The following is a 21,710-nucleotide window of genomic DNA, read 5'->3' on the forward strand; positions in this document are numbered from 1 at the left end:
GGGTGACGGAGCATGGTTGAGGTCTTCACGATTGGCGGTGGCGAATACATCGTCAACACCTTCAACGCGGTAGCAGCTTGGACAGGCGGAGGCGGCTACCGTTCCCTCCTGCAGGTGGTGATGGTCCTTGGCCTGATCTACTCGCTTCTTGCCGTCGCTTTCACCATGAACGTGCGCGTCTGGCTCAACTGGTTCCTTGGCTCATCGCTCATCTACACGTGCCTTATGGTCCCGACCGTCACGGTTAAGGTGACGGACCGGATCAACCCGTCACTGGCTCCCGCCGTTGTCGACAACGTACCCCTCGGCTTGGGGGTAATCGCCAGCTTTACCAGTCAGGTCGGTGACTGGCTGACCCGGACGGCCGAAACCGTTTTCACGATGCCGAGCCAGCTTAGCTATTCGTCGAACGGCATGGTCTATGGTGCCCGTCTGCTCGATGCGACGCGCAATTTTCAGATCCGCGACGCCGAGTTTGCGACCAACCTGTCGTCGCATTTCAAGAACTGCGTCTTCGGCGACGTCATGCTCGGTCAGAAGTCGATGACCGATCTTGCCTCCGCGAAAGACCTCTGGGCGACGATGGGGCCCGGCTCTGCTGCGCGGTCCCAACCTTGGATAGAGCGCTCCGGCGCGACAACGTCCAGCAGCATCGTCAGCTGCCGGCAGGCCTACGGCATGCTTGATGGTCTTTGGCATACCATGATCGACGCCCAGACATCGCTCTGGGCCAAGGAAACCTATCCAAAGCTCTCGACCGCCGTCGCCTCCGCGAAGCTGCGGGCCGATGTTCCGATCGTCAATCAGGCGTTCACGGCGTCCAGCGCCGGCTACGAAAACATCGTTCGGCAGAATACGGCGATCAATGCGTTCATGCAGGCGCGTGACGGCATGGCCGGTGGTCCGGGCGCGGCCTCGATTGACACGTTCGCGACGACGCGGGCTGATATCCAGGCGCGCAACACGTACAACTCGATCGCGCAGCAGGCGATGAGCTGGGTGCCGATCCTGAACATCGTCCTGACAGTAGTCTTCTACGCGATGTTCCCGGTCATTTTCCCGCTGTTCCTGATGCCGCAGACCGGGGTCGGCGCCCTCAAGGGATATCTGACCGGGTTCTTCTACCTCGCTGCCTGGGGACCTCTGTACGTAATCCTCCACATGATCTGCATGATGCGGGCGACCAGCGCCGCGCAGGGCGTCGCGGAAGGCGGGATGTCACTGGGGACGTATGCCGGCATTGGCGCGGTCAACGCCGAGACTGCGACGATCGCCGGCTTCATGCTGATGTCCGTGCCTTTCCTCGCGGCTGGGCTTGCCAAGGGGGCCATGAGCATTTCCGGGCAGGCAACGTCGATCCTCTCGCCTGCGCAGAACGCGGCCGAAGCTGCGGCAGCTGAGCAGACCACTGGTAATTACAGCTACGGCAATACCAGCTTCGCAAACTCGACCTCGAACATGCGACAGAGCAACCAATGGTCGGACGCGCCATCCTTCTCAACGGGCGGCATGGCGTCTAGCTTCCGGCACGGCAATGGAGCGACCACCACGAACAATGGTGATGGCTTCAACGTCTATGACACTAGCAAGGCGATCTCGAATTTGCCTTTCAGTACGTCAGTCGTGCAGTCCGCTATGGCAACGGAGAGCCGGCAAGCCACGACTGCAGCACGTATCGCTGATGGGTTCGAACAAGCGAGCAGAAATGAGACTCAGCATCTCGAAGCCCTTCGCAACGGCCATACCTGGGGGAGCACTAATTCAACGGGCTTTGATTCAAGCTCGGGCGTTCGGGGTGGGAGCTCATTTGATCAGTCTGACCGTAGCAATGTCCAGCAACGCGGTGGCATCGAGTTGCGCGAGGCGTCCGGTACTGGGACTTCGCTACAGAACACTGATGGCAAGACGAGGACCGATGCTGGCGTGTGGTCCGGCGGGATCGGAGTCGGCGTGGGCGCTAATGCCAGGGCGGGTGTCGGCGCCGGGGGTAACGGCGCTGGTGTATCGGCGAAAATCGACGCTACCGGTGGCTACAATAGGTCACTAACAAACGCGGATACGACAAGCGTTACGAATGGCACAAACCAGAGTCACGATAAGACAACGGCTGTGACTGGCGGGCTTTCCTCTGATCGAACGGTCGGCGCAGGCACCTCTGTCCAAGACGGTACTTTCTACCAAGAGGGCCGCACCGCACGCTCCGAGCAGAGTGAGTCACGAACTCGCGCCATCGAGGAGTCCCAGACAAAGATTAACTCGTATAACGAGCAGGCTCGACATTACCGCGAACTGTCACAATCTCTAGAGCAACACGCCAGCTTCGCAGAAAGCAACGGATTCAACCTCACCACTGACCTTCGCAATGATCTTACCCGGTGGTATGATAAGCAGAATGAAGCCAGCCCGGGCGGCAATATGCTCCCTGCGCTATGGCAGACCAATCTGTCCCCCACTCAAGAGATTGCTCGTAACACCGCTATCGGAAAGTGGGCGGCTCAACGATCCGACGTCATCGAGCGGGATATTCAGTCGGCACTCTCAAACCCCGCGCTATCGGACATGACCGTACCTGCGGTGGCCCCTGAGTCATCCGTCCTGGCGCGTTACTCAGGTGGAGGCCAGATAGGCGGCGCTCATGCAGTGTCTGTCGGTCGTCCAGACACGTCACCAGAACGTGCCGCTATTATCGCCGGTGCCGGAGAGCTCAAAGATGATCAGATGCGGCTCAGTGGTGTCTCTAAATCTGACTTCGCTCAGGCGCCGCCTGGAGCACCAAAAAAATGATTTATGAGAAAGATGCCAAGATTCCGCCTACGGCGAAGAGTCCTATCGCGGCCGAGAAAACCGCAATCTGCATGGCTCTAACCATGCGTGGCGAGGACTTTTCGCTTTCAACAGAGCCAAATTGTGCGGTCCCGTCGTCGTCGTTGATCCGAGCCCACTGATTAGCCTGCCAGTACCCCCGCCCGATGCCGGGCATGGCATCGTTATCAAACATAATGGGCTGGTTTGGATCAATTTGCATGGCGTACCTCGCCACACAAGATAGAGGGAAACGAACATGTTGGCAACGCATCAGCATAGGCATTTCATGGTCACCCAGCACCGCCCGCCGGCGCTCGACGACTTATCGGAGGCTCTCATCTTCGGCTTTTCGTGGATGCTGATTATGGCTATTGGCCTCATGCCCATTGCCGAGGCTTCGCTATCTCGTTCGCCGTCGATTACTACGCCAACGACGATTGCGTTCTTCGTTGCGGTTGGAAGCACTGTCCTGCTTCGCCGACGCTATTCCTGGATAGGCCTCGTCCTCCACATCTTCGGTCAGATCGCGATCTGGCTTTCGCTATTTGTCATGTCGCTCGCTGCCGTCCTCGTCTTAATCCCGAAAGGCTGACCTCTCCCTTCAACACGTCGTTTGTTCGGGGCGATGGGACATATGGATGAGCCGCGCGGACCACTGCCGCAGCTTTATCGATCGCCTCGATCTCCGCTGGTCTACCCCTTGGATCGATCCTCCAGTTTGACCTGGGATGAATCACGATCGGCAGCGCAATGACGGGGCCGATCAGGTTTTTCCAGTACGTGTCGGTTTTGCCAACAGCCCCTGCGAGCAGGTGGGCGAGTAGATCCTGCATTTCGCCCACCGTAGTTGGTTTGTCCTCAGCCATCGCTTCCAGCTTAGACTAAAGTCTAAGGACTGGAACAGGCGTGACCGTTGCGTGCCCGCGGCGCCTGCAGGTCGTGCAACGCAAGCGAGTAATCGCTTGGGATATTGGGCCATCTGACCGAAAGCGCGCGATAATTTTGACAGCTGGAAGGTTGATCGTCCGACCGCACGGGCACGTAATTCGCATATCCTCGCGCGCTGACGCCCATTCAACAAGACTGGTGAACTTCGACTGGTTCAGCGCTGGCATTGGCAACCGACAAAGTGAGTGAGATTCTGACAAAGAGAGTGAGACAGTCTCATCCTTTTTGTCCCGCCTGTTTCATATCGCGGGTCATGGCGGCGTGACTTCCTCGTAGCAGCCGGCCCGACGAAGCTGGCGAATGATCCCGTTGAACGCAGCAGTGACGCCCTGAGCCCGGCCAATTTCGTTGTCCTGCGCCGCTGCGTCCCAAAACAGTGTAAGCGGCCATTTCTCGGGGCAATGCGGCAGCAGACAACGAAGAGCGAGGCGGATCTCCGGCACATCAACGCGGACCTCGGCACACCGAGTGACGCCGGTACGCAAAATATGCACGGACAGCGCGATCACGACACGCTGATGCCTCGGCAAATTCGACACCGATCAATGGAAGTCATGCGACTTGAACCGCATGACCTCCTCCGGGTCCATGCCGTCTGCGTGGGGCGGCCAGTATTGGTTGCGTGGTTCAGGATTCCATCCCTTGTCGCCACGGTCGGGCGAGCCGGGATGTTGCGCGGCATCGCCGCGCCCAGTCCGGTGCGGAAACGACATGTCGCCAACGCGGTGGAGGAGGTCGCCGTGGTCGACGATCCGGCTGCAGATCACATGGATGATCTCGCCTTCCTTCTGGACCTGCCCCTTCATGCCGACCATCGACGCCGACATGATCGTTCGACGTTGTGCCTCGAAACGATCGGGCCAGAGGATGCCATTAGCGATGCCCGTTTCGTCCTCGATCGTGATGAACAGCACGCCCTTGGCGGAGCCAGGCTTCTGACGGACCAGGACAATGCCGGCGACCTCGACGTATCGGCCATCCCGGATGTTAGCGAGATCGGCGCATTTGGTGACGCCGCGCCTAGTCAACTCGTCGCGCAAGAACGTCAGCGGATGCGCGCGAAGCGAGAGCTGGAGCGCCCGGTAATCCTCGATCACCTCTCGGCCGTCGGTCAACGGCCGCAGTGCGACGTCTGGCTCGAGGCCTTCCGCACTGAAGGTCTCGGCCGATCGATCAGCTGCCGCGAAAAGCGGTAGCGGAGCCTCGCCGAGCCCCCTCACCTTCCAAAGTCCTTGCCGACGATCGACGCTGAAGCCGTGGAAGGCATCGCCGTCAGCCAGCTTTTCGATCGCGGCGCGCTGCACGCCAGACCGTCGCCAGACGTCCTCGACGCTCTCGAAGGGTGTGATCGTACGCGCGCCAACGATCTTCGCGCCATCAGCGTTCGAGAGGCCGCGGATTTGGCGAAGGCCGAGCCGCACGGCAAGGTAGCGCCCGCCTGTCTTCTCCAGCGTGCAATCCCAGCGACTGGCGTTGACGCAAGGAGGCCGCACCTCGACGCCGTGGTCGCGAGCGTCGCGGACGATCTGCGCCGGCGCGTAGAAGCCCATCGGCTGCGCGTTCATCAGCGCCGCACAGAACACGTCGGGATGATGATGCTTCATCCACGACGAGGCGTAAGAGATCTTGGCGAAGCTCGCGGCATGGCTCTCAGGGAAGCCGTATGATCCGAAGCCCTCGAGCTGGCGGAAGGTGCGCTCGGCGAACTTTCTGGGATAGCCGCGCTCGACCATCCCCTCGATCAGCTTCTCACTGAAATGAGAGACGCCCCCCGTGAATTTGAAGGTCGCCATTGCGCGACGCAGCTGGTCCGCCTCGGCTGCGGTGAAGCCGGCTCCGACAATCGCCACCTTCATGGCTTGTTCCTGAAACAGCGGGACACCGAGCGTTTTTTCAAGGACGGCGCGCAGCTCCGGCCGGGGGTATTCCGGCTTCTCCAGCCCTTCGCGCCGGCGTAAATACGGGTGGACCATGTCGCCCTGGATCGGTCCCGGCCGCACGATCGCCACCTGGATCACGAGGTCGTAGAAACGCCGGGGTTTCATGCGCGGCAGCATGCTCATCTGCGCGCGGCTTTCGATCTGGAAGGTCCCGAGCGTGTCCGCCTTCGAGATCATGGCGTAGACGTCCGGATCGTCATCTTGCAGGTCCGCCAGCCCTACACGCAGCCCCTTGTCCGCCTCGAGCATGTTGAAGGCGCGGTTCATGCAACCGAGCATGCCTAGGCCCAAGACGTCGACCTTCATGAATTTCAGCGCATCGATGTCGTCCTTGTCCCATTCGATGATCTGCCGGTCTTCCATCGCGGCTGGCTCGATCGGAACGAGATCATCAAGACGATCATGGGTGAGGACGAACCCGCCCGGGTGCTGGCTCATGTGCCGCGGCACGCCGATCAGCTTGCGCGCCAATTCCAACGTCAGGCGCAGCCGGCGATCGCCAATATCGAGGTTGAGTTCCTCGACTTGCTTCTCGCCGACGCCGTCGGCCGACCAGCCCCAGACAAGCCCCGCCAGTGACGAGGTGAGATCCTCCGGCAGACCAAGCACCTTGCCGACGTCACGCACCGCACCCCGCGCGCGGTAGCGCGTCACGACGGCCGTCAGCGCGGAGTGGTTGCGCCCGTAGGTCTCGTAGATCCACTGAATGATCTCTTCGCGACGCTCATGCTCGAAGTCGACGTCGATGTCGGGCGGCTCACGCCGCTCCCCCGACACGAACCGCTCAAATAGCAGTTCATGCTTGATCGGATCGATCGAGGTCACGCCAAGCACGAAACAGACGCACGAGTTGGCAGCCGATCCCCGCCCCTGACACAGGATCCCGCGCCGACGGGCTTCCCGCACGATCGCGTAAACGGTGAGGAAGTACGGCGCATAGCCAAGCTCGCCGATCAGGCGGATCTCATGGGCGATCTGATCGGTATAGGCCTGTGGCACATCGCCATCGAACATGCGCTCGACCGCTTCTGTGGCCAGCTTCTGGAGCGCTTCCTGTGCCGTCAGACCATCGATTAGCTTCTCATGCGGGTACTGATACTGAAGCTCGCCGAGATTGAAGGTGCAGATCCGTGCGATATCGACGCTCGCCTGTAGTGCGTCGGGATAGGCGCGGAAGCGCCTGACCATCTCGTCGGGCGATTTCAGCGCGCGGTCGGCGTTCACCTCGCGGCGATAGCCAAGCTCCTCGACGGTGCATTTCTCGCGCACCGCCGTGACTACGTCCTGCAGCAGCCGTGCTTCAGGCGAATGGTAGAGCACGTCGCCAGTTACGACCGCTCGCACTGCCGCTCCGCCAGCCTGTCGGGCCAGCGCATCGATGCGGACCGCATCGCCTGGCCGGCGCCGTTGGAACAGCGCCATGTAGCCCCGACGCCCGTAGATCGCCTTGAGGTCCTTTAGCGCAGCTAGGTTCTCTTCGTCTGCCTCATGCGGAAGCAGAATGGCGACGACGCCTTCAGACCATGGTTCCAGATCGTGCCAGTGCAGCAGACAACCGCCCTTGCCCGCCCGCTTCTTGCCGACGGTCAGCAATCGGGTGATCCGCGACCAGGCCGGCCGATCCGTCGGGTAAAGCAGCAAGCGCTGGCCGCATGATAGATCGACGCGCGTGCCGGCAATCGAGCGGACGCCAGTGGCTTTCTGCGCCTCCCATGCGCGCACAACGCCGGCGACCGTGCCAATGTCGCTGACGCCGATTGCCGGGTAGCCAAGCACGGCAGCGGCCGCGAACAGTTCGTCCGGACTGGACGCGCCGCGCAGCAGCGAGAAGTGCGTAAGCACCTGAAGCTCGACATAATGGGTCATCCGAAGACCCCGTGCATCCACCAGGACAGGTCGCCGGTGTCATCCTCAAAACCGTCGCCACGCCGGAATACCCAGTAGCGACCGCCAGTCTCGTCCTCGACGCGGTAATAGTCGCGGACCGCCCATACCTCCGCATCGCGCCGCCACCATTCGCCATGAACGCGTTCGGGACCGTCGCCGCCAACCACCTTGTACGTCGCGCCGCGCCACTCAAAGCGCCGCGGAGGTTGGTCGGGCATCAGGGCGATCACGCGATGCAGTGGCTCTGGATGCGCGAAGAGACGGATCGGCCGCTTCCACTCTGGCCATGTTCCCGGCAGCTCGTTGGGATCGGATTTGACCACGGCCCGCTCCGGGACATGGCTTTCGACGGGAGCGATGCGGAAGACCGAGTGCATCCCAATTCTTCCTGCGATCAGGTCGACCAAGCGCGCCGGGTCGCGCACCAGCGTCTCGCCGGCGAGGGCGGCGCCGAGATCAACGGCGTCGAGCGGCTCCGTGTGCGGTGCCACCATTTGAAACTGCTCAAGCCCCATGCCGGGATCGATGCGTTCGATCCGCAGTTTCAGCAGCCGCAGGAGGTGAGAGACCTCCCGTGTCGGCCGGGATGTGCCAACAGCCACGATTTGCTCGGTGCCATCGACGCGCATTCCCGTCAGGCGGAGGGAGCGCGCACCAACGCCTTTCGTCTGCAGCAGCACGACAAGATCGCCTAAGAGGTCACCCATGACCTGTTCGATCGCCTCGGCCGTGCTGATCGGCTCCAGTAGCCGTCGTTCGACCGCCGGAACCTCGATGTCCTCCCGTGGCGTGATAGGCTCTGCGACACCGCCAAGGGCCTGATCGAGGCGTGTGATGGTCGGCAGTCCGAGACGGCGCGCGAGGGGTCCTCGCGCGACCGGCAGGAGATCCGCGATCCGCTCGAAACCGAATTTGCGCGCGGCGGTCAACGCCGTGGATGTCAGGCGCAACGCGGCGATCGGCAACGGGCTGAGAGCGTCGACCGTGCCGTGCGGCTCGACGCAAGTAAGATCGGCTTTGCCGAAACGGGCCAGCGCGTGGGCCGCCCCCGGCGTGTCGGCAACCGCGACGCGCGCGGTAAAGCCTGCACGACGGCAAAAGGCGAGCAGACGACGGCAGAACCGCTCTTCTCCGCCATGGAGGTGATCGCAGCCAGCGAGATCAATCCAGAGACCATCAGCCGGTGTGACAGCAGCGATCGGCGACCAGCGACGGACTGCCAGCAGCGCAAGGCGATCAAGGAGCGCGGCATCAGCTTCCGGCTCGACCGGACGAAAGTCGAGATCGGAGACAAGCGCGCGTGCATGAGTGGCGGCCATGCCAGAATGAATGCCGAGCGCCTGCGCGCCGGTGCAGGCAGCCACGATCTCCTCCCGTCGGCCGACCTTGCCAACGAGAGCGAGCGGCGCGTGCTGGACTGGTATCATTACGGGCGTGACGACCCGCAACGCAGGCGCCTGAGCCTTGTACGGGTGGCTTGCCGCTTCCGATCGCCGCCCGAGCTCTCGCATTGGCGGCTGCGCGTGGACGGGAAGCAACGCGATCTGCGCCTCGACCTCTTCTCGCGACTGCGCGCTGGTCCGCGCCCACCTGGCACCAGGCCGCCAACCGCCGCCCCGCGGCACCGAACAGGCACCCGGGTCGTCGTCGACCGGCAGTTGCAAGGCGGGCCGCTCAGGCGGCCGCGTATCGGGCCGTTCCAACCGTCTTAGCCGCTCGATGGCCAAGTTCGGCAGGAACAGCGAGACGACCCGTCTCATCGCTGCCCTCCAGTATAAGGGAAAAGCCCTCACCGCCGCGTTGCCGCGCCAGTTCGACCATCCATCTCGCGCGTCCTACACCCGCGACCTCCAGCCGCGCCGAAGGCGCGGAGCCAATCCGCCAGCGTGTCCACGCGGCGGATGGTTCCGAGAAAGGATCTTGGTCACCGCCACTTCGGCGACGCAGCAACAGCACCGGCATATCGGCTTCTGCCGCCACCAACTGCAGGCGGCGGGTTGCAACCATCGACACCTTGCTGGCTTCCGCGATGATTGCCGACGGCGTCCCGTCGCGAACTGCGTCCTCGATTACGGCGAGCAATGCCGCGTCATCATAGGGTTGAGCATAGATTACATCGGACGAGGAGAGACCTGCCTGAGCCAAAGCAGGTGCGTAGAGGTCGGTGCGGCACGTGGCCCACAAAACAGGGCCGCTGGCATTGGTGGCCTCGCGCGCCGCAATACCGGCAAGGAACAGCGTGGTTGCCGCATCATCCACCAGTGATCCGCTACGCGCCGTCGCCTCGTGAAGCGCGCCGGCACGTAAACCCCCAGCCCCAAGTTTGCTGTCGATCGCAGCCACGCCGAACGGCAGCACGCGGTAGTCGGTGACCGGCGTGGCGATCGTCCGCAGGTGGGCAAGACTGGTTGCAAGGGACTCGGGGGCGGGGGACATCATGGTCTAAGACTCTACTCGTTCTCTTTATGTTCCGTTACCAAGTCCTACATTGCAAGCGCTTTGATCATCCCGATCCGGGCAGGTGGCCCGACTTTCCCCTCGGCGTACGAAGGGGAACGAAAAAAATACGAAGCGGCAACAAACGGCGAATTATTCGCTTTCGTTTGCCCATTGGGTGACTCATAGAATCATAATGCCGATCCGCCCCGAGAACCGCTGGCTCTACCCGATCGACTGGCGGCAACTGTCGCAGGCGGTTCGGTTCGATCGCGCCGGGGCCAAGTGCGAGGGATGTGGCCGGCCGCATCTGCGCCGTGTGGTCCATCTCGGCAACGGACGCTGGTGGGATGCCGATGTCCGGTGCTGGCGGTCGGACCGGGGCAAACGTATCTCGATGAGAGGCGGGTTCGTGCTGGCATCGGTCCGGGTGACCTATGTCGTCCTGGCCTGCGCGCACCTCGATCATGATCCGGGCAACAGCGCGTCTTCGAATCTCAAAGCACTCTGTCAGCGTTGCCACATGATCCACGATGCGGCCGAGCACCGCTGGCAGCGCTGGTGGAATGTCTTTCGGCTCCGGGCGATCCGCGATCTTTACGAAGATCCCCGCGTCACGCGCGAACGCATTGCTGGCCGCTAGATATCGATATTTCGAGCGCGCATCGCTTCGGCCGCTAGATCGGCGATCGGCCCCCGCCCTGCGGTCGCCTCATAGACTTCGGCGACATCGTGATCAGCGAGCTTATCCAGGATCAGCCGCACCGCCGAGACGCTCGTGTCGTCCAGTACGGTCTTTGTCTCGTCGTTCGCCATGGCTAAGGTCCCGCCGGTGTTTCCAATGGAGAACGAATATCATGAACGTAAGTGACTTGGCCAAGGGCGTCGCGGAGGCGACCGGATCGAACGAAGCCGATGCAAAGAAGGCGATCACCGCCGTGTTCGACCAGATCGCGGTAGCTGCCGTGAATGGCGAGGAGGTTTCGATTCCGGGGTTCGGCAAGTTCACGGTCAAGGACCGTCCGGAGCGCGAAGGCCGTAATCCCGGGACTGGTGAGGCGATCACGATTGCGGCTTCCAAGAAGGTTGCGTTCACGGCCGCCAAGGGGCTGAAAGACAAGATGTAAGACGTGTGCGCCGGCGAGTGATCTCGTCGGCGCCAACCCAAGGGATAGGCTTCGTGTGCAACCGGTATCGTATGACGGCAAAGGAAGTCGACCTTGCGGTCACCTTCGGTATCCGACCTCCTTATGAAAAGGACGAGGAATACCCCGTCGGTGACATCTTCCCGACGGGCAAGAAGACCCCGTTCTACGGCAAGGTGATCGTGCAGGACGGCACCGAGCGCAAGCTCGAGCGGATGGAATGGGGTGTACCGACGCAGGTGCCCAGCGCTCGCGACCCCTCGGTTAAGCTTACCAAGTACGTGACAAACGTGCGCAACCTGAACTCCAGCTTCTGGCGATCGATGCTGACGACACCGGCGCGGCGCTGCCTCGTCCCGGTCACCGCCTTCTCGGAATACGGGTTGGCGCCTGGCGAAGACGGCAAGAAGCCGTTGCATTGGTTTGACGTGCCCAGCCGTCCGGTCTTCGCTTTCGCCGGGATCTGGCGTCCGACCGAGCGCGCCAACGCCTACGGCTTCCTGACGACGGAGCCGAACACGATCGTGGCGCCCATCCACCCCAAGGCCATGCCGGTCATCCTACACGACGAGGATTCCGACCGTTGGCTGACCGCCCCCTGGGACGATCTGAAGGACTTGGTTGCCCCCTACCCCTCGCAGCTGATGCGGGTTGAAGGCTTGGTCACGGCGGACGCGGACAATGCCCGATCGCCTGTGCTATTCTAGCCGTTGAACCCCGAAAAGGTGACTGACAATGACAGAAGCGACATGGAGCGAAAGCGCCAAGACTCCGGATATCAACTGGCGGATGAGTGCGTCGTTGGAAAACGTGCCCCGTGGTGAAACCGATATTGCAGAGGTGACGAACCTTGAGCGAGCCGTGCGGGATTGGGTCAGGCTGGACCCTGAACATAAAGAAGCGGCAACCTTGACCACGGATCATGCCGTTCAGATCGAAGGGGTTTCGAGTACGACGTTCACTGGCGAAGCTATCGCAGCGCTCGCCGAACACCTGCCGCCCACTCCAACCGAAAAGGAGTAATTACGATGGTGAAATCCAGCGTCCGGTTCGAGCGCGGTGACGGATATTGGGTGGCCGAGCGTGATAGCATCGGCTTTACCGGCACGACCGATTTTGGTCCCGTCGACTTTCTGATTACCAGCGAAGCGTTGGCCGAGATGCTGAACCCGGAGCTGGAAGGAATTGATCCGGAAACTGCGGTCGAGGTCTTCATCGAGTTCGAAAGCGACATTCACCGCATCGCCCAGCGCGAATTTGTGAAACGCCTAGGTGGTGAGCCACCGATCCTGCTGACGACTGCAGATGTAGCGCTTTAGCGCCGAGGCACGTCTACAATCCGGCAGATCAATAGCCCGGAATGGGTTACGCTCCGGGCCCACGTCCTTCATATACCTATTCAGTATAAGCCGCCATCTTCTCGCTCCTCGGCTCCTTCCTTCTGCGCTTCCTCCAGATCGTTTGGATTCTGTTCGTCAGCGATTGGTTTATCCTCGAGCGTATCTTCCGGCTCGTTATTGCCGTCCGAAAGTTCGTTGACGTCGGTTTCAAAACCAGGTTCTTCATCTTGCGGGGTAATCGCCATTGTTGCTCTCCTTGATTACATCAAACGATCCAACAAACCGCTGAGTTGCGAACCGGCGGACGATACCCGGTACCTGCCGGTAATCACTCGCCAATACGCGCACGATGATATCGGGATGGAACCGGTGGCGCGTCGTCCGTGGCCTGGATATAGCCCCGGAAATGAGCTTATCCCCACGTGCTTTGCACCGTCTCGTTATCGCCGTTGTCCTGCCGTTGCTGGCGGCGCCGTTACCTGTCAGCGGGGCGGCGCTTCAAAAAGGCAAGCCGCGCGGTTCAGTACCTGCGCCGAGGAAGGCAAGCAGTGCCATCATCGCACTACCTTTGACCCCCATAGTGCCAAAGGGGCAGCGTCTGTGTTCGGCACGCACGCCTACCGGGTTGGGATATACGATGATGCGCCCTGGATCTGGCGCGAAGCCCACCCAAGGCGATGTCTCGCTAGTGAACTACATCGGCTATCTGGCAACGACCGGGGCAGTGTTCGATCAAGGGATGCGGTCCCCATTGCCGGTTAACGGCGTGATCGCGGGCTTCTCTCAAGGATTGCAGATGCTAGCCAAGAATGGCGTTGCACGGTTCTGTATTCCTGCGGCGATGGCCTATGGGTCGCAAGCGTCAGGCCCGATCCCCGCCAACTCCGATCTTGTGTTTCAGGTCGAGCTCCTGGACTTTAAAACGACAGCGCAGGTCGAGAGCATGACTAGGCCGCAAGCGGCAGAAGCGCCTGCACAGAAGGATGCCGTCCCACAGCCATAGTCAGGTCGGCTGCCGCTAGAATTCCGATTCCAAGCCCCTTGACCGAGATGGCTGATAACCCTGCCACTCCTCCGTTGATCCTGCTATCGATTATGGATGCTCAAATCACGGATCAAGCGGCGTGCTGCCGTAGGTGACCGCGCTGTCGATCGTCTCGCTGAGATCGAAGCCGCGGTTGCTGCACTTAAGGACAAGGACCTCCTCGATCTGGCGGATATTTTCTCGGGCGAGACGGTAACGACGTTGAAGGAAATGGCGTCTGCCGAAATGGCGAAACGGAATATCAGCTTGTGACCGCACGTAACCAGACGGAGTCGGCGATCTATCGGGTAAAGCTTACGCCCTTGCCTATGGTTATCGACGCAGACGACCAGCCGGTGCCAAATTCACATGTGGTCGAAATCAATTTCCCTGGCGATGCCATCGAAACGGCACTCGGCAAGGTAAACACTATTGTTGGTCCGGGGTTAGCCAAGATCATAGTCAACGATACGACCTTCCGGGGCGTGGCGCTATGCTAATTGTCGAGGACCGCTATGAAGCGGCTTGATAACAAGGGAGCGTAGCGATGAATTTGGGGAGCCTCCCACAGTGGGCTTCGGCCTTTGCAAACTTAGGTGTGTTTGTAATAGCGCTTACGCTGCTGCGCGGCGCACACGTTCGTGCTCGGAAAGCGGAGTTCAGTCTGGCAACGGCCGACGGCCAGCGGCGCCGTTCCATTACAAACCATTTCCTAGAAATTTTGGATTATGCTGGTGACGCGACAGCCGAAGCGCTGAGCGCGTTTAGCATCGAGCAAGCCGATCATATTTATTACAAACACTATGCGCTTTTCCAAGCGGCGTTATGCGCGTCAGGGGGGCGTATCGAACGACTACAGTCGTTATCGGATCTACCGATGGACATTTACTGTCTCTGCGATAGATTTGGCACGATCATTGTCTCGCCTCGACTAGGCGCCGCGCTTGACGAAACTGCCATCGAAGCCATGAACGACCTTCAACGTCATTTAAACGCTATACGAGAAGACGTCGTACTCACCGGTTGAACGCCAAAAAATCTCAAGGAGAGGGATCTGCAGTGGTATCGTGGAAAGCGCGATATGCTCATCGCTCTCCCGCAATGTCCACATGGCGGAGGCACTCATAAAAAACCCTCGCCGGCATGTTCGCGGAAGCGCTCATGATCGCGCACATACTCTGCCACCATGTCGATCGAGGCATGCCGGCTATGCTCGCGCATCTTGAACAGATTGGCATTTTGTCGCCCCGCCTCCGTCAGGAACCCAGCCCGCAACGAGTGACCGGAGAATAAGGCCTCCGGATAGCCCGCGGATGAGGCAGCGGCTTTCACGACAAGCGCCACACCCTGCGCGCTCATCGGCTGCTCGGTGAGCCGCCCTTGCGGGGTCAGCTTTCGAAACACCGGACCGCTGTCGATCGCGGCTTTCGCAAGCCAAGCACGATAATGCCGTACCGGCTCGAGGCGCCGGCCATCGGGAATGGCGACGCTATGCCCCCTGCCCTCCTGGTCGGTCTTCGACGTCGGCACGCGGACCAGCAGGCCGCGCGTATCGTCCGACACCCGACCGACGGTAATCGCCACCAACTCGGAGCGACGAAAGGCCCCGGCCATCCCGATCGCCAACAAGGCCCTATCACGATACGACCGCAGATCTTCGCCATCGATCGTCCGCAACATATCACGCAACACGTCGCCGTCTGCGGGGCGCTTCTTACCCGACGGATCGTCGCGCTTGTCGCGGCGGATGGCACGCATGGCTTTTTCCAGCCGCGCGCCGTCTGGCTGTTGCGTCGGCGGATCGAACCCCGCCGCGCGGTGCGCAAAGACGATTGCCGATAGCCGTCGACCGATCGTTGAACGCCCTAACGGCTTGACCAAAGCTTCGCGCCCTCCCCGCGCTCGATGCGGCGTCCGTGGTACGAACCCGCGTTCGGCCAGTAGGGTCAGGAAGGCCGCGACGATCGCCGGCGTCGCGGGCAGCGATTGATATCCGCTTTCCTCGCACCAGGCGCAAAAGAGCCGCCAGTCGGATTGGTAGGCGCGCAGCGTCGCTTCCGCCGACGCGCGAGCGACATAGCCATCGACCCGCTCGCGATCATCCGGTGCGAGATCGGGTAGGTATGCGGCGAGCGCGCTGACTTGATCGGCCACGACGAGGTCGCCGGCCGGGCTCATGTCAGTTTCGGCATCATGTGACACGTCGGTTCGCTCGATCATCGAAATAGCTCAGAGGCCAAGTTTTGCGGCACCGGTTGGGTACGCGAATGGCCAATTTCACGCCAGCAGGTTTCTAGCAGGAATGTGGGGTTTATCACTAGAATGATTTACCAGATATATCGCGCTTGCGACCTTATCTTGGTTTTCCCGTTCCCACCTGTTCCCCTATTTCTACGCATCTTGACCGTTATCCGTATTTTCCCTATTTCATCGATATCGGCTTTAAGCCGGTCGTGCTTCAACCACGATCCGCGCGTGCAGGCTGAATCCGCACGCGCGACCGAGCCCCCCGCGTACCGGCAACAGCCTGCATGCGATCGAGATCCCGCCGCGCAAGGCAGTAGCCTGCAACGCATCCAGCACAGGAACACCCGCTCATGGCGACGAGCATGGAAATCGTACCCTCGGGCGAATTGCAAAAGCAGTTCGGCCGTTACTCTGACGAGGCGATGATTCGCCCGGTCGGCGTTAGTCGGAACGGCCGCGTGCGCTTCGTCATGGTCCCCGTCGATGAATATGAGCGCCTGCGCCGTCGTGAACGGATCGCCGGCCGCGTGGAGGATCTTGATGACGAAACCCTCGAAGCCATCCGCGGCGTCGAACCCGGCCGCGGCGCCCAAGACGCCGAAAAAAGGCTCAACGCTGCCGCAGCCGGGTGAAGTCCTCAATTACAGCTACCTGTGGGAATACGAGTACGTTAAAGGCCGCGATGAAGGTATAAAGGACCGGCCCGTCGCGGTCGTTCTGGTGACCCGTCCGAAGGACGGGATCGATCAGGTGCACGTCGTGCCGCTGACCACGAAAGCCCCTGCCCGCGATCAGTTGGCGATCGAAGTGCGCGACGCCGTCCGGCGTGATCTTGGCCTGTCTGGCGAGCGATCGTGGATCGTGATCACCGAGTGGAACCGCTTTGCCTGGCCGGGTTATGACATCCGGCCGATACCCGGTCGCGAGCCAGCGGTCAGCTATGGCTATCTGCCGGCGAGCTTCTTCCGGCGCGTCCGTGACGCGATCGTTGCAGCGGGAATTGGGCGACCTGTGGATCGCGATTGACGGCACACCCTTGTGCCAAGCTTGATGCCCTAGGCGTCAGCGGGGGTTCCGCAGCGTCTGGCAGCGATGGTCAAGCTCACGTCTGACGTCGTCGTCTAGCGCCTCGCGAACGCGCGGCAGGCCGTCGGCGCGGAGCCGCCCCTCGATCGATCGCCAGCCGCGATACAGCCCGCTCTCGGCCATCTCGCGCGCCAGTTGCAGGATATTGGCTCGGGCGTCGCTCACTTGGGGTCCTTTGTGTACCCTGCTCAATGTAGCATGGCGAGGTTGTCACGAGGCAAGGCGGTTTGCACGACCACGAAAATCTTGATCGCGTATGCGTTCGGTTCCCACCGCAGCATCGTCAATGCCTTGCAAGACCTGATACGCAAATCCGCTGCGCGGCCGTAAAGTCCACGGTGGTATCAACATGCGTGACCCGCGGACTGGCGTGCGCAGGTGCTTGACGGATCAGACTTCCCCCGTGACGACAAGGCATGGCGTCCACAACGACCCTTAACGCGAACAACCTGGCCGCGCTCGGCTCCGAACGTCTGGCAGCTCTTCTGCTCGAGATGACCGCCGGTGATGCCGCGGCCAAACGTCGATTGCGACTGGAGCTGGCAAGCCACAGCGGTGGTGACGTCGCGGGTGCAATCCGCAAGCGGCTCGTCTCGATCGCGCGATCGCGCTCATACGTGGATTGGCGAAAGGCGAGAGAACTGGGCCAGGATCTCGAGACGCAGCGTGAGGCGATCGTCACGCATGTCGCGCCCAACAATCCCGGCGAGGCCTTTGACCTGTTGTGGCGGCTGCTGGAGATGGCGCCATCGATCTATGAGCGCTGCGACGACAGCAACGGCCTGATCGGTGGTATCATCGCCACCGCCCGCGACGATCTCGGCGATGTCGCGGATCGCGCTGGCCAGTCCGTAGAGGTGATCGTCGGCCGCGTGTTGTCGGCGGTTTGTGCAAACGACTATGGCCAGTTCGACGGCCTGATCGGCACGACCGCACCGGCGCTGGGGTCTGACGGACTGACCCGGCTCAAGGTCAAGTTCGAGGAAATGGCAGCCGGCATTGCCAAGGCAGCTGCGGGCGAAGGGCGACAGGCGATCGGGCTGAGCATGCGCGGTCCAAGTCATGCAGACGATCGCGAGCGGAGCCATCAGGAGCGTCAGGTTCGCTCGGCACTGATCGAGATCGCCGACGCACTCGGCGACGTCGACGGGTTTGTGAGGCGTCACTCGGAAGAAGAGCGCACCAACCCCATGATTGCGGCGGCCATCGCCGAGCGGATGCTGGCAGCCGGTCGCCTTGATGAAGCACTAGCCGCGCTGAAGCAGGCGGAGGGTACGTATCGCCACGGCGGTTATTGGCCCGGCTGGCAACGGGCTTACATCAACGTGTTCGATGCCCTTGGTCGATCTGATGACGCCCAAGCCGAACGCTGGCAGGCGTTCGAGCGTGGTCTCGATGCCGATTACCTCCGGGCATATCTGAAGCGGCTACCGGATTTCGATGACATCGATGCCGAGGCGCGAGCGATCGACTACGTTTCGGAATATCCCGGCTTCCATCAGGCGCTCGCCTTCATGATCGACTGGCCGGCGCTCGACCGCGCTGCCCGTATGATCATCGCCCGGACCGACGAACTCGACGGCGATCATTACGGCCTCCTGACCCCGGCCGCTGACGCGTTGGAGCAGCGATATCCGCTCGCGGCCACGCTCGTGCTGCGCGCGATGATCGACTTGTCGCTCGATGCCGCCAAGTACAAACGCTATGGTCATGCCGCCCGGCATCTCCGCACCTGCGAACACCTTGCCCGCCGAATCGAGGACTTCGCCGGGCATCCTGATCACGCCGATTATATAGCCGACCTTAAACAGCGTCATGGCCGCAAAAGCGGCTTCTGGGATGCATGAGCATGGGACCGCATTCCGTAAGGTCGACCCAGAAGCAGACGTCCCCGCCCTCTGCCCAGCTTCCCAACTACCGCCGCTCGTTCATCTCCGCGTTACGACTGCTTTTGGCGGCTAACCCTGCGAATTCGAATGTCGCGGTTGGGCGATAGTTTAGGATGCAGGCTGTCCGAGTCCGGGTTTGTGCCCGATGAGCTTTGGACGCCATTTGCAGGAGGTTCAGGCACGGGATGAGCGGCGACGCTACGTCGAACCGTAGGTGCCAATCCAGATTCCTCATTCCACAGAACTAGGATTGTAGCGATGGGTGCGGCGGTAAGGATCAGCAGGAAAAGGCCCATCAGCCATTCGTTGGTCTCTAGCGGCTGCGAGAAGCTACCGCTGGGCTGCATCGACGGGCTAGGTCGCATCGGGCGCCTGCCGGCTTTCCTGGGGTGAAACGGACGGTCCCCAGTCGCTCGGTGGGCAGACGGCCTGATCTGCGAGCGATCGTAGGCGGCGCGTGATTCCTTCTTTCCCAAAACGGAATACGCCTCGTTGATCGCTTTCGCACGAGCAGAAACATCCGCACCATGATTGGCATCGGGGTGATATTGACGGAGCAGCGCTTTCCACGCGGCGTGGATAGTTTCTCGACTTGCCGTCGAGGGCACCCCTAGGACAGAATAATAGTCGGGTGAGAGAGCCATCTAAGCCGTTACTTGCGGCTAAAACGCGAAAAAGGAAAGTCCGCCCGTCGCGTGATCTTAACTTCGTCTTCTCAGAGATCCAAAGGGTGGCTTTAGGGGCCAACAGTCAGATGGAAGCGACATTCAAGCAGCGCCCGCCGCTCCCCCAGACGGTCGCTCATTCATCTTCGTCCCGCTCAGCTCAACGGCCACCAGTCACTGTGCCCTGATCCAAATTCCGGATTCGGACGGGACAAAATCTCAACGGTGTCGACTGGTTTACCAAGGGGCTGACTGCATAGAACTTACGCTTCGAGACCGTGCCGCCGTCCCTGCGGATTCAATACGGGCAAGCCTGTTTAGCCGTCAGGGCACGTCGAGCCCGCTTGGCTATCGGGCGGCCGCTCGCTTCGCCGCACCGCCGCCAGCAGCGATCCACTTGTCGATCTTAGCCTCTAGCACCGGCATCGGCAGCGCTCCGGTATCAAGCACCTGCGCATGAAAATCGCGCGGATCGAACTTCGGGCCAAGCATCGCCCGCGCCTTTGCCTTGGTCCCCGCGATCGTCAGCTGGCCGATCTTGTAGGCGAGCGCCTGTCCCGGAATAGCGATGTAGCGCTCGACCTCAGCAGTCGCATCGGTGCGCGCCATCGGCGAGTTGGCGAGCATGTAGTCGATCGCCTGGTCGCGCGTCCAACCCTTGGCGTGGATCCCGCTGTCGACCACCAGCCGCATCGCGCGCAGCATTTCGTCGTTCAGCCCGCCCATCCGCTCATACGGATCGGTCTCCATGCCGAGCTCCTTCCACAGGCTTTCGGCATAGAGCGCCCAACCCTCGACATAGGCGGTGTTGCCACCGAACCGCATGAACGCGGGCAGCGCGGTGTTTTCCTGCGCAAGGCTGATCTGGAAATGATGCCCCGGTACGCCCTCGTGGAGGAACAGCGTTTCCATTTCCCACGTGTACCGCGAGGGCAGGTCGTAGGTGTTGTAGTAGAACACGCCCGGTCGCGACCCGTCGGGCGTGCCCCCGTTGTACGATCCGGCCGCCTCGGTCTTTTCCTTGAACGCCGGGACCGGGCGGATATCCAGTGTCGTCTTCGGCGTCAGCGAGAATTGCTCGGGGATTAGTTTGGAGATACGCGCCTCGATTGCCCGGTAACCGTCGCGCAACTGGTCCACCGAGCTCGACTGGAATTGCTTGTCGGTGCGTAGGAAGGCGAAGAACGTCGGCAGGTCGCCCTTGAACCCGACCGCCTGTTTCTGCGCTTCCATGCCCTTCAGGATTCGCGCGACCTCGGTTAGGCCGAGCTGATGAACCTGCTCCGCGGTCATTGGCAGCGTCGTGTTTTGCCGGATCAGAAAAGTATAATAGGCGTCGCCGCCGGGCAGGGAGGAAAGACCTACCGTGTCGCGCGCGGCAGGCAGATAGACGTTAACGAGGAAATCGCGCATCTGCCGATGCGCAGGTATGATCACGTCGCGAATCTGCGCGCCATAATCCGCCTTCAGACGCGCCTGGTCCGCTGCGGGGATCGTTGCCGGAAACGTCTTCACTGGGCCGTAGAAGGTCGAGCCCTCGACCCCTTCCGCGATGAGGTTGTCGAACTCCTGGATCATGTTGGTGACGACCAGCTTAGGCTGGACGATCTTGTCCTTCATCCCCTGCCGGAACAGTCCGATCGCGCGGTCGAGGACAACGGCATATTTCGCGTTGCGCTTCAGATTGTTCTCATAGTCGGCGAGCGTCTTGAACGGCGCGGCGCCGTTGCCCGACGCGAAATCAGGATAGAAGGTCTGAAACCCGTTCATATGGTCGATCGGCAGGTCGCGCTGCACCTTCAAGAGCGCGGGCGCAAAACCGGCGAGATCAGTCTCGTTTCGCGTCTTGAAGACGTCATAGGCGATCTGATCTGTCGGGGTCAGCTTGGTACGATCGATTGTGTTCAGGGTCGCGAGGTCATGCTCCACTGCCGCGCGCTCGGCCGCGAGATACGCATCGGTCAGATAGTCGCCAAACCGGTCGGCGTAGCGCAGGTCGCCACGGAAAACCGCCTCGATGGGATGACGCTTCAAGCTCGACTCATCGCTGTTGTAGAACAGCTGCTTCAAACGCGCGTCGTCTGCGCTCTCACCCGGCTGCACGACCGGCGCGGGTACCGCCTGCCCCCTCGCCGCGGCAGTCGCCAGCGTGGTGGACAGTAGAGCCGCTAGCATCAGTTTGACGGACAATATGCGGCTCCTTGGGTTGCGACGGTGCGAGGGTTAGGATGCGGCCATGGTTCCCGCAAGCGAACGAGGGTTAACGCGCGCCTTCAAGTCAAAATGAGCGACTGGAGG

At 61.3% G+C, this 21,710-nt stretch carries 24 protein-coding genes; 14 read left to right on the forward strand and 10 right to left on the reverse strand.

Features of this window, described 5'->3' with window-relative positions; translation table 11 throughout:
• Positions 1 to 12 precede the first annotated feature (12 nt).
• Both BM244_RS21125 and BM244_RS21135 read left to right on the forward strand, forming a co-directional pair.
• Positions 13 to 2,784 (forward strand): conjugal transfer protein TraG N-terminal domain-containing protein, encoded by a 2,772-nt coding sequence (locus tag BM244_RS21125; protein ID WP_093400892.1) that lies wholly within the window; start codon positions 13 to 15, stop codon positions 2,782 to 2,784.
• A gap of 277 nt (positions 2,785 to 3,061) precedes the next feature.
• Entirely contained in the window at positions 3,062 to 3,397 is a 336-nt protein-coding gene (locus BM244_RS21135; RefSeq protein WP_254784708.1) for a hypothetical protein, read from the forward strand.
• Positions 3,398 to 4,004: 607 nt separating this feature from the next.
• Here BM244_RS21135 and BM244_RS21140 read toward each other — a convergent pair.
• Genes BM244_RS21140 through BM244_RS21155 form a run of 4 tightly spaced genes read right to left on the reverse strand, consistent with a single transcriptional unit; the run spans position 4,005 to position 10,016 of the window.
• Positions 4,005 to 4,262, reverse strand: coding sequence for a hypothetical protein (locus BM244_RS21140; RefSeq protein ID WP_254784709.1), 258 nt, complete (start codon positions 4,260 to 4,262; stop codon positions 4,005 to 4,007).
• A 33-nt stretch (positions 4,263 to 4,295) separates the two neighbouring features.
• Positions 4,296 to 7,559, reverse strand: a complete 3,264-nt coding sequence (locus BM244_RS21145) for an error-prone DNA polymerase (RefSeq protein WP_093400895.1) — start codon at positions 7,557 to 7,559, stop codon at positions 4,296 to 4,298.
• On the reverse strand, positions 7,556 to 9,340 hold the full coding sequence (locus BM244_RS21150; protein ID WP_368086099.1) for a Y-family DNA polymerase: 1,785 nt from the start codon (positions 9,338 to 9,340) through the stop codon (positions 7,556 to 7,558). Before BM244_RS21150 ends, BM244_RS21145 begins: the two co-directional genes overlap by 4 nt.
• Positions 9,255 to 10,016: an ImuA family protein gene (locus BM244_RS21155; protein WP_175518355.1), complete on the reverse strand. Its 762-nt coding sequence runs from the start codon at positions 10,014 to 10,016 to the stop codon at positions 9,255 to 9,257. Before BM244_RS21155 ends, BM244_RS21150 begins: the two co-directional genes overlap by 86 nt.
• A 196-nt stretch (positions 10,017 to 10,212) precedes the next feature.
• Here BM244_RS21155 and BM244_RS21160 point away from each other — a divergent pair, with 196 nt between their 5' ends.
• Positions 10,213 to 10,659, forward strand: coding sequence for a hypothetical protein (locus BM244_RS21160; RefSeq protein ID WP_093400896.1), 447 nt, complete (start codon positions 10,213 to 10,215; stop codon positions 10,657 to 10,659).
• On the opposite strand, the gene BM244_RS23320 is transcribed toward BM244_RS21160, so the two are convergent.
• On the reverse strand, positions 10,656 to 10,832 hold the full coding sequence (locus BM244_RS23320; protein ID WP_175518351.1) for a hypothetical protein: 177 nt from the start codon (positions 10,830 to 10,832) through the stop codon (positions 10,656 to 10,658). The genes BM244_RS21160 and BM244_RS23320 overlap by 4 nt on opposite strands.
• 41 nt (positions 10,833 to 10,873) lie before the next feature.
• Here BM244_RS23320 and BM244_RS21165 point away from each other — a divergent pair, with 41 nt between their 5' ends.
• The 4 genes from BM244_RS21165 to BM244_RS21180 are packed head-to-tail and all read left to right on the forward strand — an operon-like array spanning position 10,874 to position 12,480.
• Complete coding sequence (locus BM244_RS21165) at positions 10,874 to 11,143, forward strand: HU family DNA-binding protein (RefSeq protein WP_093400897.1); 270 nt, start codon at positions 10,874 to 10,876, stop codon at positions 11,141 to 11,143.
• A gap of 17 nt (positions 11,144 to 11,160) precedes the next feature.
• On the forward strand, positions 11,161 to 11,868 hold the full coding sequence (locus tag BM244_RS21170) for an SOS response-associated peptidase (RefSeq protein WP_254784711.1): 708 nt from the start codon (positions 11,161 to 11,163) through the stop codon (positions 11,866 to 11,868).
• Positions 11,869 to 11,896: 28 nt separating this feature from the next.
• Positions 11,897 to 12,184, forward strand: coding sequence for a hypothetical protein (locus tag BM244_RS21175; protein ID WP_093400899.1), 288 nt, complete (start codon positions 11,897 to 11,899; stop codon positions 12,182 to 12,184).
• 5 nt (positions 12,185 to 12,189) lie between these two features.
• Entirely contained in the window at positions 12,190 to 12,480 is a 291-nt protein-coding gene (locus tag BM244_RS21180; protein ID WP_093400900.1) for a DUF1488 family protein, read from the forward strand.
• Between the two features lie 80 nt (positions 12,481 to 12,560).
• Here BM244_RS21180 and BM244_RS21185 read toward each other — a convergent pair whose 3' ends face one another.
• Positions 12,561 to 12,746 (reverse strand): hypothetical protein, encoded by a 186-nt coding sequence (locus BM244_RS21185; protein WP_093400901.1) that lies wholly within the window; start codon positions 12,744 to 12,746, stop codon positions 12,561 to 12,563.
• 395 nt (positions 12,747 to 13,141) lie between these two features.
• Between BM244_RS21185 and BM244_RS23325 the strand changes: the two genes are divergently transcribed.
• The 4 genes from BM244_RS23325 (at position 13,142) to BM244_RS22905 (ending at position 14,552) form a co-directional block, all read left to right on the forward strand.
• Positions 13,142 to 13,504, forward strand: a complete 363-nt coding sequence (locus BM244_RS23325) for an FKBP-type peptidyl-prolyl cis-trans isomerase (RefSeq protein ID WP_302847312.1) — start codon at positions 13,142 to 13,144, stop codon at positions 13,502 to 13,504.
• A gap of 96 nt (positions 13,505 to 13,600) precedes the next feature.
• Positions 13,601 to 13,798 (forward strand): hypothetical protein, encoded by a 198-nt coding sequence (locus BM244_RS21195; RefSeq protein ID WP_093400903.1) that lies wholly within the window; start codon positions 13,601 to 13,603, stop codon positions 13,796 to 13,798.
• Positions 13,795 to 14,025 (forward strand): hypothetical protein, encoded by a 231-nt coding sequence (locus BM244_RS22900; protein WP_139227054.1) that lies wholly within the window; start codon positions 13,795 to 13,797, stop codon positions 14,023 to 14,025. The genes BM244_RS21195 and BM244_RS22900 overlap by 4 nt, the downstream gene beginning before the upstream one ends.
• Positions 14,026 to 14,072: 47 nt before the next feature.
• On the forward strand, positions 14,073 to 14,552 hold the full coding sequence (locus tag BM244_RS22905) for a hypothetical protein (protein WP_139227056.1): 480 nt from the start codon (positions 14,073 to 14,075) through the stop codon (positions 14,550 to 14,552).
• Positions 14,553 to 14,647: 95 nt separating this feature from the next.
• On the opposite strand, the gene BM244_RS21200 is transcribed toward BM244_RS22905, so the two are convergent.
• The gene (locus BM244_RS21200) at positions 14,648 to 15,745 is read right to left on the reverse strand and encodes a site-specific integrase (protein ID WP_093400904.1); all 1,098 of its coding nucleotides are present in this window, start codon (positions 15,743 to 15,745) and stop codon (positions 14,648 to 14,650) included.
• Positions 15,746 to 16,122: 377 nt separating this feature from the next.
• Here BM244_RS21200 and BM244_RS21205 point away from each other — a divergent pair, with 377 nt between their 5' ends.
• Positions 16,123 to 16,404: a type II toxin-antitoxin system Phd/YefM family antitoxin gene (locus tag BM244_RS21205; protein WP_093400905.1), complete on the forward strand. Its 282-nt coding sequence runs from the start codon at positions 16,123 to 16,125 to the stop codon at positions 16,402 to 16,404.
• A complete protein-coding gene (locus tag BM244_RS21210; RefSeq protein WP_254784714.1) occupies positions 16,313 to 16,798 on the forward strand; it encodes a hypothetical protein in 486 nt (161 codons plus the stop codon). The genes BM244_RS21205 and BM244_RS21210 overlap by 92 nt, the downstream gene beginning before the upstream one ends.
• Positions 16,799 to 16,834: 36 nt before the next feature.
• Here BM244_RS21210 and BM244_RS21215 read toward each other — a convergent pair whose 3' ends face one another.
• Positions 16,835 to 17,023, reverse strand: coding sequence for a hypothetical protein (locus tag BM244_RS21215; RefSeq protein WP_236559451.1), 189 nt, complete (start codon positions 17,021 to 17,023; stop codon positions 16,835 to 16,837).
• Between the two features lie 251 nt (positions 17,024 to 17,274).
• Here BM244_RS21215 and BM244_RS21220 point away from each other — a divergent pair, with 251 nt between their 5' ends.
• The gene (locus BM244_RS21220; RefSeq protein WP_093400907.1) at positions 17,275 to 18,705 is read left to right on the forward strand and encodes a DUF6880 family protein; all 1,431 of its coding nucleotides are present in this window, start codon (positions 17,275 to 17,277) and stop codon (positions 18,703 to 18,705) included.
• A gap of 92 nt (positions 18,706 to 18,797) precedes the next feature.
• Here BM244_RS21220 and BM244_RS23920 read toward each other — a convergent pair whose 3' ends face one another.
• Positions 18,798 to 19,391, reverse strand: coding sequence for a J domain-containing protein (locus tag BM244_RS23920; RefSeq protein ID WP_093400908.1), 594 nt, complete (start codon positions 19,389 to 19,391; stop codon positions 18,798 to 18,800).
• A gap of 369 nt (positions 19,392 to 19,760) precedes the next feature.
• On the reverse strand, positions 19,761 to 21,587 hold the full coding sequence (locus BM244_RS21230) for a DUF885 domain-containing protein (protein ID WP_093400909.1): 1,827 nt from the start codon (positions 21,585 to 21,587) through the stop codon (positions 19,761 to 19,763).
• Positions 21,588 to 21,710: the final 123 nt, after the last annotated feature.

This window comes from Sphingomonas sp. OK281 (assembly GCF_900115295.1).
GTDB lineage: Bacteria > Pseudomonadota > Alphaproteobacteria > Sphingomonadales > Sphingomonadaceae > Sphingomonas.